The 13,743-nt window shown below is 59.6% G+C and carries 12 protein-coding genes and 2 pseudogenes; 11 read left to right on the plus strand and 3 right to left on the minus strand.

What is annotated here, in order from left to right; genetic code table 11:
• The first annotated feature begins 178 nt into the window (after positions 1–178).
• The 4 genes from JCM12178_RS03180 to JCM12178_RS03190 are packed head-to-tail and all read left to right on the plus strand — an operon-like array spanning position 179 to position 5,564.
• The gene (locus JCM12178_RS03180; RefSeq protein ID WP_054648788.1) at positions 179–1,027 is read left to right on the plus strand and encodes a damage-control phosphatase ARMT1 family protein; all 849 of its coding nucleotides are present in this window, start codon (positions 179–181) and stop codon (positions 1,025–1,027) included.
• Between the two features lie 18 nt (positions 1,028–1,045).
• Positions 1,046–3,976 (plus strand): AsmA family protein, encoded by a 2,931-nt coding sequence (locus JCM12178_RS03185; RefSeq protein WP_054648692.1) that lies wholly within the window; start codon positions 1,046–1,048, stop codon positions 3,974–3,976.
• Positions 3,973–4,110 carry a hypothetical protein gene (locus tag JCM12178_RS18140; RefSeq protein WP_157054712.1) on the plus strand — a complete coding sequence of 46 codons (138 nt, stop codon included), beginning with the start codon at positions 3,973–3,975 and terminating at the stop codon, positions 4,108–4,110. The genes JCM12178_RS03185 and JCM12178_RS18140 overlap by 4 nt, the downstream gene beginning before the upstream one ends.
• 59 nt (positions 4,111–4,169) lie before the next feature.
• Positions 4,170–5,564 carry a YihY/virulence factor BrkB family protein gene (locus JCM12178_RS03190; RefSeq protein ID WP_054648694.1) on the plus strand — a complete coding sequence of 465 codons (1,395 nt, stop codon included), beginning with the start codon at positions 4,170–4,172 and terminating at the stop codon, positions 5,562–5,564.
• Here JCM12178_RS03190 and JCM12178_RS03195 read toward each other — a convergent pair.
• From JCM12178_RS03195 to nth, 3 genes are read right to left on the minus strand one after another with little or no spacing between them, the layout of a single operon-like run.
• Positions 5,561–6,211, minus strand: coding sequence for a YdcF family protein (locus JCM12178_RS03195; RefSeq protein ID WP_054648696.1), 651 nt, complete (start codon positions 6,209–6,211; stop codon positions 5,561–5,563). The genes JCM12178_RS03190 and JCM12178_RS03195 overlap by 4 nt on opposite strands.
• Positions 6,212–7,330 (minus strand): tRNA guanosine(34) transglycosylase Tgt, encoded by a 1,119-nt coding sequence (tgt, locus tag JCM12178_RS03200; RefSeq protein WP_054648698.1) that lies wholly within the window; start codon positions 7,328–7,330, stop codon positions 6,212–6,214.
• On the minus strand, positions 7,330–7,968 hold the full coding sequence (nth, locus tag JCM12178_RS03205) for an endonuclease III (RefSeq protein WP_054648700.1): 639 nt from the start codon (positions 7,966–7,968) through the stop codon (positions 7,330–7,332). Before nth ends, tgt begins: the two co-directional genes overlap by 1 nt.
• 131 nt (positions 7,969–8,099) lie before the next feature.
• Here nth and cutA point away from each other — a divergent pair, with 131 nt between their 5' ends.
• The 7 genes and pseudogenes from cutA to JCM12178_RS03240 all read left to right on the plus strand — a co-directional run bounded on the left by cutA (position 8,100) and on the right by JCM12178_RS03240 (position 13,696).
• Positions 8,100–8,414: a divalent-cation tolerance protein CutA gene (gene cutA / locus JCM12178_RS03210; RefSeq protein ID WP_054648702.1), complete on the plus strand. Its 315-nt coding sequence runs from the start codon at positions 8,100–8,102 to the stop codon at positions 8,412–8,414.
• A 74-nt stretch (positions 8,415–8,488) separates the two neighbouring features.
• A pseudogene (locus JCM12178_RS03215) lies at positions 8,489–9,420 on the plus strand (carbohydrate kinase family protein).
• 32 nt (positions 9,421–9,452) lie between these two features.
• The gene (locus JCM12178_RS03220; RefSeq protein ID WP_054648704.1) at positions 9,453–10,535 is read left to right on the plus strand and encodes a phosphotransferase family protein; all 1,083 of its coding nucleotides are present in this window, start codon (positions 9,453–9,455) and stop codon (positions 10,533–10,535) included.
• Positions 10,535–11,125 carry an adenylyl-sulfate kinase gene (locus tag JCM12178_RS03225; RefSeq protein ID WP_054648706.1) on the plus strand — a complete coding sequence of 197 codons (591 nt, stop codon included), beginning with the start codon at positions 10,535–10,537 and terminating at the stop codon, positions 11,123–11,125. Before JCM12178_RS03220 ends, JCM12178_RS03225 begins: the two co-directional genes overlap by 1 nt.
• A 77-nt stretch (positions 11,126–11,202) precedes the next feature.
• On the plus strand, positions 11,203–12,549 hold the full coding sequence (gene miaB, locus JCM12178_RS03230) for a tRNA (N6-isopentenyl adenosine(37)-C2)-methylthiotransferase MiaB (RefSeq protein WP_054648708.1): 1,347 nt from the start codon (positions 11,203–11,205) through the stop codon (positions 12,547–12,549).
• The gene (locus JCM12178_RS03235) at positions 12,543–13,037 is read left to right on the plus strand and encodes a bifunctional nuclease family protein (RefSeq protein WP_054648710.1); all 495 of its coding nucleotides are present in this window, start codon (positions 12,543–12,545) and stop codon (positions 13,035–13,037) included. Before miaB ends, JCM12178_RS03235 begins: the two co-directional genes overlap by 7 nt.
• Positions 13,038–13,046: 9 nt before the next feature.
• A pseudogene (locus tag JCM12178_RS03240) lies at positions 13,047–13,696 on the plus strand (histidinol phosphate phosphatase domain-containing protein).
• Positions 13,697–13,743 lie beyond the last annotated feature (47 nt).

Below are 13,743 nucleotides of genomic sequence, written 5' to 3' on the forward strand. Positions count from 1 at the left end.
GCAAGGACTATGCCAGTTGTTTTTTGTGCGGAATCGTTTATCTTTTTCGTAGCGATGCTCGGGGTGAGGGCGCAGCCTGCGCCCGGTGGAAAAGCTGCGGGGCGCAAACATCCCCCGCATGCACGTTGCCAAGCGCCCACGAATGTGCAACATCGCGATGAGACAGGAGAATAGCGACTTGGATACAGCAATAGACTGCATGCCGTGCTTCATGAAGATGGCGGTCAGGGGCGCACGGCTGGCGGCCCCGGACGACCATGCGGCCCATGAACGTGTTGTGCGCAAATGGGCGGCCATGCTGCCAGATATGGATTTTTCCCAATCCCCGCCCGCGCTTGCCCGGACCCTGAACCGGCTCATCTGTGACGAGACCGGGTGCGGCGATGTCTTCGAGGAAGACAAGGTCACATCGAACCGGGAAGTCATGGAAGTCCTTCCGGACGTGAAAAAGGTGGTGGACGCTTCGGACCATCCGCTCGCCACGGCGCTTGAGGCTGCCATAATCGGCAACTACATCGACCGGGGCGTGGACCACGACTTCGACTGGGCCGCCGAACTTGCGCGGCTTGAGAAGGTGCTGGACGAGGACATGGTGCGCGAGTTTGCGGATCGTTGCCGCGCTGGCGCAGATGTGCTGGTGATCGGCGACAACGCCGGGGAGATTGTGCTTGATACGCTTCTGGTGAGACAGTTGCAGAGCGCCGGGTGTCGCGTAACCTACTCCGTGCGGTCCCATCCTGTGCTTAACGATGCTCTGATGGCCGACGCGCGCATGGTCGGCATGACCGATCTGTGCGAGGTGGTTGAGAGCGGGGTGGATACGCCGGGGACGGTTCTAGAACGGTGTTCAGAAGCGTTCATTTCGCGTATGAAAGAGGCGGATGTGGTCGTCTGCAAGGGGCAAGGCAATTTTGAAGCCCTTCACGGAAGGTGGCCCGGAGCCTTTTTCGCATTCAAGGCAAAATGCGCGCGTGTGGCCGAGCAAACTGGGAAACCCGTTGGCTGCTCGGTGTTCGGACGATTCTAAGCTCTTCAGGGGACAGTAATGAAACGCCTGCCGAGGATACTATTCAGCCTGACATTTATTGTCGCCGTGCTGATTGGTGTCGGCTTCTGGCAGCTCTATTCCTGGCTGCACAGCGAGTCGTTCAGGCGCGATGTCTCCAGTGCCCTCAGTCATGCCCTGCAACGCGACGTCTCCATCGGCGGCGATATCGATCTGACCTTTTTTCCGTGGCTCGGGTTTGCGGTGGAGGAGGTGGTCATCGGCAATATCGAAGGGTTTGCCGGAGACTTTGCCACTGTGGGCCGTCTGGCGGTCAAGGTTAGGCCCATGGACCTCTGGGACGGCAAGATCGTTGCTGACACCATTGATGTGGACCACATCAGCCTTCTGCTCGTCCGTGGCAACAAGGGCGAAAGAAACAACTGGGCGCTTCTGGACGACGCTGTCTCCGCACAATCCGGACAGAGCGAGGCTTCTTTTGCGCTTGTGAGCGTCCGTGGCATGGTGATACGCGACGCGGACGTGACCTTCCTTGACAGAGGCACGGGCCGCAAGTTCGTGCTGGAAGACCTGAACGTGCGCACGGGGCAGTACTCTCCCGGAAAGTTTTTGGCATACAACGTCAGCGGGTCCTTCAGTCCCGACGAGGACATTCGGCTGGACGTCAGCCTCAAAGGCAAGCTGGATACCTCGTTCAGCGACGAGACCGACTTGCTCAAGGACTCGGTCATCGATGTCATCGCGCGCGGTGACTCCCTGCCTGCGGAAACCACTGTGCGGCTGACCGCTCTCGTGAGTTTTGATCCCGTCAAAGACCACTTGTACGCCAGACGATTGGAGTTCGTGGCCTATGACATCCGTGGAACCGGAAAGGTGCTCGTGGAAAACCTCCTGAGTGCCCCGGAGTACTCCGGCTCGTTCAAGCTGCACACTTTCAGTCCGACGGACCTGCTTCGGGAGCTTGCGCCGGATTTCGACGTCTCCCGGACTGACGGGCTCAAGCGCATGAGGCTTGCCACGGATTTTTCCGGCAATGCCAAAAAGGTATCCCTTTCCGACCTGACACTTTTCCTTGACGGCATGACCATGATCGGCAAGGCGGCCATGGACATCCCGGCGAACAAGCAGACGTTTACGCTTGAGGCCGATCGGATTGATCTGGACAGATACCTGCCGCTCTTCATGACCGGTGAGCCGTGGTACTGGCGGGACTACGGGTTGGCTTTTTTCCGTGACCTGAACGCCGTGGGGACGCTGCGTGCCGGAGAGCTGTTGGCCGGGAAGCAGCGTTTTGGAAAAGTGCGCAGTACGTTCAAGGCTGAATCGGGCCGGGTGCAGACAGTGGCTACCGGTTCTCTGGCGGACGGCAAGCTTGACGCGGTGCTGGACACGGTTGTCGGCACCAACAAGAAGACGGATAACCCGACTGTTTCTCTGACACTGAACGCGCGCGGGGAGAACCTCGATGCTGCCCGGCTCGTGAATTCGCCTGACCTGAGCGTTTCCGGTCGGGCTTCCGGCAATGTTCGGCTTACCCTTTCGCATAAGGATTGTCCGCCGGACGCGCGTTCCATTGTCGGTCTGCGCGGGATGCGCGTTCATGCGGAGGCCGAGTGGAAGAGCATGGCGTTTCGGGAGAAGAACGGATCGCCAGTGGCTTCGGGGCCGATGCGCGTAGCCTGCGATCTTGACCCGCTGAAGGGGGGTGAGGGCTATCCGTTCAGGACCCTGGTAACGCTTCGCGGCAACCTTGTGGAGCCGGAGTTGAGCGGCGACCTGCGGCTTCAGGGGCCGGTCCGTTTCGGCCCGGAGCTTGAGTATGCCATGCTTGAGAAAGTCGTGCTGGGCGGTCGGGTTGGCGGATTCTTCATGCCCGGAAACCAGCGGACTGCGCTGGACATAGGTATTTCGTGGGACTCTCGCAAGGACTCCGTGACCCTGAACAGCGCAAACCTCACCGCACTTGGGGCCGAGGTCAATCTGACTGGGTCCTTCCTGCGTCCGTTCAAAAAGAACCGAAGCGCAAGCGGCACGTTTGCCATCAGCAAGTTCAACCTCAAGCGGAGCCTGAATCTTTACGGTATCGACCTGATCCGCATGGAAGATCCCAAGGCGCTTACGCAGGCCAATCTCGCCGGGAAATTCGAGTTGAACGGGCTGCGCGCGAAACTGACCGAACTCGACGGCGTTTTCGACGGGGCCACCGTGGCGGGAACCATAGTGGTGCCATCCATTCTGGAAAACGGGTTCGAGGTTGACCTGGACGGCGGCGACGTGAATGTGGACCAGTACTTCAAATACGAGGAAGAGATTGACCACAAGAAGTACCGCAACAAGCCCAAGCCGAAAGAGCGCCCGGTGCGGATGCCGCTCAAGTCGCTTCAGTACATCAACGTTCGGGGCAAGGTTCGCGTGGACTCTTTGACCTTTGTGGACAGCGTCATCAAGCCTGCGGTGGCGGATATCGATTCATGGGACGGCGATATTCGCATCAACCGCATCACCGGCGGGTTTTACGGAGGCACTCTTGACGGCAAGTGGACGGCCAAAGCCACGGACGAAGACGTGTCCACGCACGTGGTCCTTGACCTCAAGGATTTTCAGGCCGGGCCGTTCATGAAGGATATCGCCGGACGTGCCTACGTTCAGGGCAAGTCCGACCTTGAGTTGGAATTGAAGGGGCGCGGTGTCACCGATTATGAAATTATGAAGACGCTTCAGGGAGCGGGCTCGTTTACCGTGAAGGACGGCTCCTACAAGTTCTCCGGTTGGGATGGCAAGAACATGGGGGCCCGTACCGCGTTCAACACTGCCCGCGCCAAAACCACGGTGGACAAGGGCGTTTTCAATGTGGACATGCTGAGTGTGGAGTCGCGGGTGATGAGCACCAAGACAACAGGGTGGTTCAACCCCGCCGAGGATCTCATCGACATGAGCATCAAGCGACCTTCGTGGCGGTGCCGGGCGTGACCGTGCAGCTTGAGGGCAGGCTCAGCGATCCCAAGGTCAGCATGCCCGCCGGAAAGATCATTGGCGATACGGTGCGAAACATTCTTGGCCTTCCGGAAAAGTCCATCAAGTTTTTCCGCGACCTGTTCTTCTGATCTTGCCGGGATGCGTTGCGGCATATAGTATTTGAATAAACCCTGTGTCGGAGAAGACGATGAATACCGAAATGCTGTCCAAGACCAGAAAATACCGCTCCTATCTTTCCTCCGGCCTCTGGGCGCGGGAACAGGAAGGCCTGCCCCTGCCGTTCAGGCTGCTCAGGAAGTGTTTTCGCTTCGGCTATCTCGTCTTCCACAGTTTTTTTCAGGATCAGTGCATCATCCGTGCGGCCGCACTGACCTTCACCACCATTCTGTCTTTTGTCCCGTTTCTTGCGGTCGCTTTTTCCATTTCCAAGGGTTTCGGCCTTCAGAACGCAGAATTTATCCGCAACCTGTTGATGCGCCTTACCACCGGCAAGGTGGAGGTGGTGGACAAGATCATCGGCTACATCAACAACACCAATGTGCAGACCCTCGGCTGGGTCGGTGTGGCAACCCTGCTTTTCACTGTCTTTTCGCTCATCGGGACCATCGAGAGGGCGTTCAACACCATCTGGCGTGTTCAGAAAGGGCGCACAGCGTGGCGCAAGGTTGCGGATTTTTTTCCGGTCATCCTTATTTGTCCCATGTTCCTCATCGTGGCCTCAAGCTTCAACGTCAGCCTGCAGAAGCAGGATGTCGTTAAGAGTCTTCTGTCCATATCCGCCATCAGTTACCTTGAGGCCGGGCTTCTTAAGCTTGCACCGCTTCTTTTCATCCTGATCGCCTTTGCGTTCATGTACGCCTTCATCCCCTTCACCAAGGTCAAGGTCTCCAGCGCACTCTTCGGTGGATTGATCGGCGGCGTGCTCTGGCAGGGTGCGCAGTGGGTCTACATCAACTGGCAGATCGGCGCGGCCAAATACAACGCCATCTACGGCAGCTTCGCGCAGTTCCCGCTGCTGCTCATGTGGCTTTATATCAGCTGGGTCATCGTGCTGCTGGGGGCGGAGGTCAGTTATGCCTCGCAGAACCTCGGGTCGTTCCTCAAGCAGCGGACTTTCGGCAATGCCAGCGCGCTTGAGAAGCAGAAGATCGCCGTGGTCATTCTGGCCATGATCGTCAAGCGTTTCGAGCAGGGCGAGGAGCTGCCCTGCGCCGAGGAGATTTCCGACAAGCTTGTGGCGCCTCTGGGTGTGGTTGAGGAACTGGCGGAGCTGTTCATCAAGGCCGGGTTCCTCGTGCCGGTGGATAGCGGCGACTGTGAACGCTACGCTCCGGCCCGCAGGCTGGATGGCATTCGCATCGACGAGATAATCAGGATCATCAATACCAACGCAGGAAAGCGCACAGGAAGCGGCTTCATCGGTAATTTCGGGTTTGTAGGCGAGGTGTTTTCCTCGTTAACGGACGCCATGCGTCACAGCGACCACAACGTCACGCTGGCAGAATGTGCGTCCCGGCTGGGCGAGTCCATCGAGTCGATCAAGGACCCCGGCAAGGACCCCGAGCGCAAGGAAGCTGTCTAGATTGGTGCGTCGGTGGAGCGGAAGGCCCCGCCGAGCCAGTAGTGGATCAGCTTGGCGCTTTCCATGACGATATTCTGCGCCGCGGATTGATCCTTCCACCATTGCGCAGGGAAGCGGTCTTCCGGCGTGGCGGTCATGATGATCTCGCAGTTCGGCAGGATGTCTTCCAGTATGATCTTGGCGCGCCGCGCATGGGTCGGGGACGTCACCACCAGCAGCCGGGCCGGTTTTCCGTTCAGGTGGCGTTTCAGGGCCTCGGCCTCTTCAACCGTGCTGATGTGCCCGTCGCCGAATTCTTCGACACGGCTCAAGTCAAGGCCCATGTGTCGGACGATCAGAAGCTGAAGGGCTATGTCACTGATTAATCGCCAACCGAGTTCATCGCGAAGTAGGTCGAATCGGGTTTTGGGTTGCGGTTTGGCTTTGCTGAGCAGCAGTGTGGGTGCGTATCCTTCCTGCATGAGTTCCACTCCGCGCATCAATCGCAGGTAATCGCCCGCCAGCGGCAGAACGTAGTCCGCCTGCTGCGGCTTTTCATCCAGCTGCAGCCAGTGGCCCATGGCGAAAAAACCCACGGTGCCGACGAGGATGACGACAAAGGTCAGAAATCCGAGCGTCTTGAAGAACCATTCGGCGAGCTTTTTCATTTACTTTTTCCCGTACGCGTCTTCGTAGCGTTTCTTGAGCTGTGCGAACGTACCGTTTTCAATGCTCTCCCTGACCTGTTTCATGAGGTTCAGGTAGAAGTGCACGTTGTGGTAAGTGTTCAGCCGGTAGGAGAGCAGTTCTTTGGCGTGGTACAGGTGCCGCAGGTACGCCCGCGAGAAGTTGCGGCAGGTGTAGCAGTTGCACTCCGGGTCCAGCGGGGAGTCATCCTCGCGGTAGGTGGCCTTCTTGATGTTGACCTTGCCTTGCGAGGTGAAAAGTGTGCCGTTTCGTGCGTTGCGGGTGGGCAGCACGCAGTCGAACATGTCCACGCCCGCGCTGACGCCTTCGAGCAGGTCGAGAGGGGTTCCCACACCCATGAGGTAGCGCGGCTTGTCCTTGGGCATGAGCGGCGCGAGGTGGTGGGTCAGCTCGTACATCATCGGGATGGGTTCGCCCACGGACAGGCCGCCGATGGCGAAGCCCTCGAAAGGTATCTCGGCAAGCTGCTCAAGGCTTCGTTCGCGCAGGTCCTTATGGAAGCCGCCCTGAATGATGCCGAACATGAGCTGGTCGCCGGAGCCGACAGGGTAGTGGTCGCGGCAGCGTTTGGCCCAGCGGGTGGTCATCTCAAGCGACTTGGCGGTGTAAGCCTTGTCATGCTTGTAGCCCACGCACTCGTCTAGCACCATCATGATGTCCGAGCCGATGTTCTTCTGGATGTCGATGACCTTTTCCGGGCTGAAGAAGTGCTTGGACCCGTCGATGTAGGAGCGGAACTCAACGCCTTCCTCGGTGAGCTTGCGGATGCCTTCAAGGCTGAAGACCTGAAAGCCTCCGGAGTCGGTGAGGATGGGGCGGTCCCAGTTGGAAAAACCGTGCAGGCCGCCGTGGCGGGCCAGCAGTTCGTCGCCGGGCCTGAGGTAGAGGTGATAGGTGTTGCCGAGGATGATCTTGGCGTCCATCTCCTCAAGGTCCCCGGGAGTGAGGCTCTTGACGGTGCCCTGCGTCCCCACGGGCATGAATATGGGCGTGGGAATCTCGCCGTGCGCGGTGACGAGGGTTCCCCTGCGTGCGTTGCCGTCCGTGCAGTGGACGGTGAAATCTCCGGGTTTGGTCATTATCCTTTCACTCCCTTCTTCGGGCAGATGTCGCTGAGTTCGCATTCCGGGCAGGCGGGCTTTCTGGCGTTGCAGACCTCGCGACCGAAATAGACGAGAAAATGGTTTATGTCGCCCCACACCTGTTTGGGATACAGCGGCATGAGGTCTTTTTCTATCTTCACCGGATCGGTGTTCTTCGTCAGGCCGAGACGGAAGCTCAGGCGCTTGACGTGTGTATCCACCGCAATGCCCTCGTGGATGCCGAAGGCGTTGGAAAGCACGATGTTGGCTGTTTTTCGCGCAACGCCGGGCAGGCTGACAAGGTCGGCCATGGTGCGGGGCACCTCGCCGTTGTAAACCTCCATGATCCTCGTGGCCGCGGCTTTGAGGTTCTTGGCCTTGTTGCGAAAGAAACCCGTGGAGCGCACCGCTTCTTCCAGTTCCGACACGTCGGCTGCGGCGAAATCCGCTATCTCGGGCCAGCGGCGGAAGAGGGCGGGCGTGACCTTGTTGACGCGTTCGTCCGTGCATTGCGCGGCCAGCACCGTGGCCACAAGCAGTTGCCATGCGTTGGTCCAATCCAGCGCAGGCTCCGGGGCGGGGTAGCGCTTGAGCAGCCGCTTGAAGATGATTACGGCTCGTTCCTTCGTGTTCACGTGGTGTCTCCTTGTCAGGCAAAAATGCAGTATCACCAAGGGCCGCAAGGCACAAGTCCGTACGCGCCGCATTGCAACCGCCGGGAGATAGTGTATCATCCCCGCAACTCGAGAACCATCAGGAGGAACGCATGTCTCAATCTCTGGTTTACATTACTGCGGGCGACATGGAAGAGGCCGAGCGCATCGGCGCGGCGCTGGTGGAGGACAACCTCGCCGCCTGCGTGAACATCATCCCCGGCATGAAGTCCATGTACCGCTGGGAAGGCAAAGTGGAGAGTTCGCAGGAGGTGGTCGTCATCGCCAAAACGCGATCGGATCTGGTGCAGCGGTTGACTTTACGCGTGGCAGATGTTCACTCATACGAGGTTCCGTGCGTGGCCGCCGTCCCGATACAGGGTGGAAATCAGGCGTTTCTTCAGTGGATTACCGAAGAAACCTCCTGAGTGCGGTTCGTTGACACGGGTCATGGGACCCGGATAGTCTGCGCGGCTTCATCAACCACTATTTCGGAGGTCCAATGGACATCTATCTGACTGGTTCGCTCGCTTACGATAGAATAATGACCTTCCCCGGCAAATTTTCCGATCACATTCTGCCGGAGAAGATTCACATCCTGAACGTCTGCTTTCTCGTGGATGGGCTTGAAGAGAAATTCGGCGGCACTGCCGGAAACATCGCCTACTCGCTTTCCATGCTCGGTGAAAAACCCGTCGTCCTGAGTCAGGTCGGCAAGGACTTTGAAAAGTACGACCACCGGATCAATGAAATGGGTCTTTCCGTGGAAGGCATCCGCACCGTGGATCACGAGTTCACCGCAGGCGCGTTCATCACAACGGACATGAGCGACAATCAGATCACCGGCTTCAACCCCGGAGCCATGAAGCACTCCTGCTCCTTCGACATGACCCGCATCAAACCCGAGGACGCCGTGGGCATCATCTCCCCGGGCTGCGTGGAAGACATGAAATCCCACCCCAAGTATTACCGTGAGAACGGCATCCCCTATATTTTCGACCCCGGCCAGCAGATTACGGCCATGACCGGAGAGGAACTGGCCGAAGCCCTCACCGGTGCCGACATCCTGATTACCAACGACTACGAGCTTGAACTCATCATGAACGCCACCGGCCTCTCGCGTGACGACGTGCTCTCCCGCGTGAACAATCTCGTGACCACGCTGGGCGAACAGGGCTGTATTGTGGTAGAGGATGGAGAGGAAACCCGCGTGCCCGCCGCCAAGCCCGCGAAGTGCTCGACCCCACCGGGGCCGGAGACGCCTTCCGCGCTGGCATGCTCAAGGGCATGGCCATGGGCCGCACGCTGGCGGAATCCTGCAGGATCGGCGCTGTGGCCGCCGCCTACTGCGTCGAGCAGCGTGGCACGCAGGAGCATCGTTACACTTGGGACGAGTTCACGACTCGTTACGAGGAGAATTTCGGCGCCATGTAGGCCGGTTCTCCTCGAACAAGGGGAGAACGGCAATGATCACAATGGAAAAGGGCCGCATCGAGGCCTATCTCAAGCAGGTATTCGGCGACGACACCCGGCTGCTGGCAGCGGGTGACATCGGCAATCTCGACGAGCAGGGGATGAAGGGCTTCGGCTACGGAAAACCCCTGCTCGTCCGTTTTTCCGTGGGCGGAGAAGGCCGCGAGGCGGTCTTCTCCATCATGAAGGGCGACAAGTACGGCCACCAGTTTCTCTGGGACCGCGCCTCCATTCTCATGTTCCAGTATTTCACCTCGGACCGGCTGGAAAAGCACGTGCGCCCGCTCGGCCTCGGCTATCTGGACGAGTCCGGGAAGATGATCCCCCTCAATGACCTGAGTGAGTTTTTCATCGTTAATGAGAAGCTTGAGGGCCATGACTACTTTCTCGACCTCGACCGCATAGCCCGTGAGGGACTCACCGAGACGGACGTGGAGATGGCCCGCGAGTTCGCCCGCTGGCTGGCGCGCATTCACGCCGACAAGCAGGCCGACCCCGATCTGTATTGGCGGCGCATCCGCAACCTCATCGGCTCGGATGAGTGCATCATCGGTCTCATTGATGAAGCCTACCCGGAAGGCTATGAGGAGTTCCCGCGTGAACGATTCGAGAAATTGGAACGCTCACTGGTTCGCTGGCGCTGGAAGCTCAAGGGGTACTCGCATCGTCTGAGCGCGGTGCACGGCGACTTTCACCCATGGAACGTGCTGGTGGATGACGGGGATTTCCGGGTGCTGGACCGTAGCCGGGGCGAATGGGGCGAGCCGGGGGGCGACCTCTGCACCATGGGCATCAACTACCTGCTCTGGAGCCTTCGCAAACACGGCAGGCTGGCCGGTGACTTTGAAATCCTTTACCGCGAGTATTTCCAGACCTACCTTGATGCCACGGGGGACAGCGAGGTGCTTGACGTCATGGCGCCGTTCATCGTTTTCCGCTGTCTCGTCATCGCCTCGCCGCAGTGGTATCCGGATCATCCGGTGGAGGTGCGGCGCGGTCTGTTCCGGCTCATGGAGAACGTCCTTGAGGAGGACTCCTTCGACTGGGCCGACGTGAACCGCTACATGGAGGTCTGATGTCCGGCTGGGCCGTCTGGTTCGTGGGGCTGCCGGGAAGCGGCAAGAGCACGCTTGCCCGCGGCGCTGTGGAAATGCTTCGGCAGCGCGGCGAGGACGTGGTGCACCTTGAAATGGACGTACGCCGCAGAGCCTACTTCCCCAACCCGGAATACACCGAAGAAGAGCGTCACAAGGCGTACGCCATGTTTGTGGACGAGGCCGCCGGACTGTGCGCCGAGGGCCGTAACGTCGTCATGGACGCAGCCGCGCACCGGGCCGCCTTTCGTGAGCGGGCGCGGGCGCGAATTGAGCGTTTTGCCGAAATCCTGATCCTCTGCGACGTGGAGGAGGCCATGCGCCGCGAGGCGGCTCGGGAAGGCGGCAAGGTCATGGCGGACCTGTATGCCAAGGCGCTGGAGCGCAAGCGCACCGGGCGACAGTTCGAAGAGCTCGGCGAGGTCGTTGGCGTGGATGTTCCGTTCGAGGAGGACGACAGGGCAGAGCTCGCCTTCGACAACACCAGCCTGACCCGCGACGCAGCGTTGCGCAAGGTGCTGCACTTTCTGGACAGATGGCCCGGCAGGGATTACGTCTCGGATGTCTTTTGAATCGTCACCGAAAAGTAACAGCAAGCGCGGCCGGACCCGGTATGGTCGCGGGCGAGACGTACAGGAATGCAAAAGTAATGAAATTTCATATAGTAACCTTCGGATGCCAGATGAACGTCCACGACTCCCAGTGGCTTGCTCGCGCCCTTGAGGCGCGCGGCTGGGAGCAGGCGGAAGAGGACGAGGCATCTGTTTTCGTCATCAACACATGCAGCGTCCGCGACAAGCCGGAGCAGAAGGTCTACAGCGAGTTGGGTCGCCTTGCCCGCCACCTGAAGCGCGATCCGCAGATGTTCGCGGCGGTCGGCGGCTGCGTGGCCCAGCAGATCGGCAAGGGCTTCTTCAACCGGTTTCCCTTTGTGCGGCTGGTCTTCGGCACTGACGGTATCGCCAATGCGCCCAACGCGCTTGAGCGGCTGGCCGAAGGTGCCGAGGAGCGCGTCGCGCTTCTGGATTTCGTGGATCTGTATCCGGAGCGGGAGCTTGCGGCGGACGGAACCGTGACCATGCCCGGTACGCGGCAGGCCTTTGTGAACATCATGCAGGGGTGCGACAACTTTTGCGCCTACTGCATTGTGCCGTATACGCGCGGGCGGCAGAAGTCCCGCAAGCCCGACGCGGTCATCGAGGAATGCCGCGCCCTTGCGAACAAGGGGGTGCGTGAGCTGACCCTTCTGGGCCAGAACGTGAACAGCTTTGGCATGGATTCCGGCGGGACCGGAGTGAGCTTTGCCGAATTGCTGCGGGAGGTTGCGGCCATCGACGGCATCGAGCGGCTACGTTTCACCACGTCGCACCCGAAGGATATCGCAGACGAGGTCATCGCGGCTTTCGGCGAGCTTGATAATCTTTGCCCCTCGCTGCACCTGCCCATGCAGGCCGGTTCGGACGCGGTGCTGAAGAAGATGCGCCGTAAATACGACATGAAACGGTATCTCGGCATCGTGGACGCGCTGCGCGAGGTGCGGCCGGACATCAGCCTGACCACGGACCTCATTGTTGGCTTTCCCGGCGAGACGGATGAGGACTTTGAACAGACGCTGGCCATGGTGAAGCGCGTGGGTTTCGAGTCGAGCTTTTCCTTCAAGTATTCCGACCGCCCGGGCACTGCTTCGGTGAACATGGAACCCAAGGTAGACCCGGAAATCGCACAGTCCAGACTGCAACGGTTGCAGGAATTGCAGAATACCATTACTAAAGAAAGTCTAAAGAAGCTTGAAGGCCGTGAGACCACAGTGCTCGTCGAAGGAAAGAGCCGCAGGCAGGAAGACTCTGCGGTGTCTTGGCGTGGCCGTGACCCGGCGGGTCGTGTGGTCAACTTCACCAGCAGGCGCGATGGGCTCACGGGGATGATCGTCCCGGTGCGTATCGCGCAGGCCAAGAAGCACTCCCTTGTGGGAGAAAGGACCGGTGAGCCATGGTAGCGATGAAGATTTTCGGCCTTGCCCTCGAAGAGAAGGGGCAGGCCCCCATCATTTTGCTTCAGGACGAGGAGAGCAACCGCGTGCTCCCCATCTGGATCGGTGCGGCCGAGGCCATGTCCATCTCCATGGCCCTCAACGACGTGCCGTTTCCGCGCCCCATGACCCATGACCTGCTTGTGAATACCATCAAGCTCCTCGGCGGCAGGCTTGATTCCGTCGAGATTACGGAGATATCCGAAGGCACTTTTTACGCCGAATTGGTCGTTAATTCCGGGGAAAACGAGCTTCGTGTGGACTGCCGTCCTTCGGATGGCGTGGCGCTGGCCGTTCGGGTGGACGCCGAGATCCGCGTCTCGGACCAGGTGCTCGACGCCGCCGGCATGCCCATGGAAAATCTCGGGGACAAGGTTGTCCATCATTCGGACTCCAACCGGTGGAAGGACCTGCTGGAAGGGCTGGATGAGGACGAGACCAAATACAAGATGTAGGAACGGCACATGATTGATCTGCACATGCACACCGTGTTCAGTGATGGCGAACTGATTCCCTCGGAGCTTGTTCGCCGCGCACAGGTTGCCGGATACAAGGCCGTGGGCATCACCGACCACGCTGACCTCAGTAATTTTGAACACATAATTGCCAACGTGGGTCGCTTTGCACGCGAGCACGGACACTTTTTCGACGTCACGGTGCTTACCGGGTTGGAGATCACCCATGTGCCGCCGAGCCTGATCCCGGATATGACCGCCAAGCCCGCGAGGCCGGGGCGCAGTATGTGGTGGTTCACGGCGAGACCGTGGTGGAGCCGGTGGCGCCGGGCACCAACCTTGCCGCCATAGAGGCCGGGGTGGACATCCTCGCCCATCCGGGGCTCATCACCGATGAAGAGGTGGCGCTGGCGGCCGAGAAGGGCGTCTGTCTGGAAATCACCACCCGCGGCGGGCACAGCTATACCAACGGCCTCGTGGCCGCGCTTGCCCGAAAGCACGGGGCAAAGCTGGTCATCGACAACGACGCGCACGCGCCAAGAGACCTTGTCGGGCCGGAAATGCGCCGGGCCATCGCGCTGGGCGCGGGCATGACCGCCGCAGAGATTGAAGCGGCGGAACGCAATTCTTGGGAAATCGTGCAGCGGCTCATGAAGTAGCCGCTGTTTACTTGACGCGGGCAACACCGCAAAAAATGGGGTAACGG

The organism is Salidesulfovibrio brasiliensis JCM 12178 (assembly GCF_001311825.1).
In the GTDB taxonomy this organism is placed as follows: Bacteria; Desulfobacterota; Desulfovibrionia; order Desulfovibrionales; family Desulfovibrionaceae; genus Pseudodesulfovibrio; species Pseudodesulfovibrio brasiliensis.

Bases quoted from the DNA above. Each gene is read 5' to 3' on its own strand.
- JCM12178_RS03235 (WP_054648710.1), top strand. From the start codon at position 12,543: ATGGTAGCGATGAAGATTTTCGGCCTTGCCCTCGAAGAGAAGGGGCAG.
- tgt (WP_054648698.1), bottom strand. From the start codon at position 7,330: ATGACCAAACCCGGAGATTTCACCGTCCACTGCACGGACGGCAACGCA.
- JCM12178_RS03225 (WP_054648706.1), top strand. From the start codon at position 10,535: ATGTCCGGCTGGGCCGTCTGGTTCGTGGGGCTGCCGGGAAGCGGCAAG.
- miaB (WP_054648708.1), top strand. From the start codon at position 11,203: ATGAAATTTCATATAGTAACCTTCGGATGCCAGATGAACGTCCACGAC.
- JCM12178_RS03195 (WP_054648696.1), bottom strand. From the start codon at position 6,211: ATGAAAAAGCTCGCCGAATGGTTCTTCAAGACGCTCGGATTTCTGACC.
- JCM12178_RS03220 (WP_054648704.1), top strand. From the start codon at position 9,453: ATGATCACAATGGAAAAGGGCCGCATCGAGGCCTATCTCAAGCAGGTA.
- cutA (WP_054648702.1), top strand. From the start codon at position 8,100: ATGTCTCAATCTCTGGTTTACATTACTGCGGGCGACATGGAAGAGGCC.
- JCM12178_RS03185 (WP_054648692.1), top strand. From the start codon at position 1,046: ATGAAACGCCTGCCGAGGATACTATTCAGCCTGACATTTATTGTCGCC.
- JCM12178_RS03190 (WP_054648694.1), top strand. From the start codon at position 4,170: ATGAATACCGAAATGCTGTCCAAGACCAGAAAATACCGCTCCTATCTT.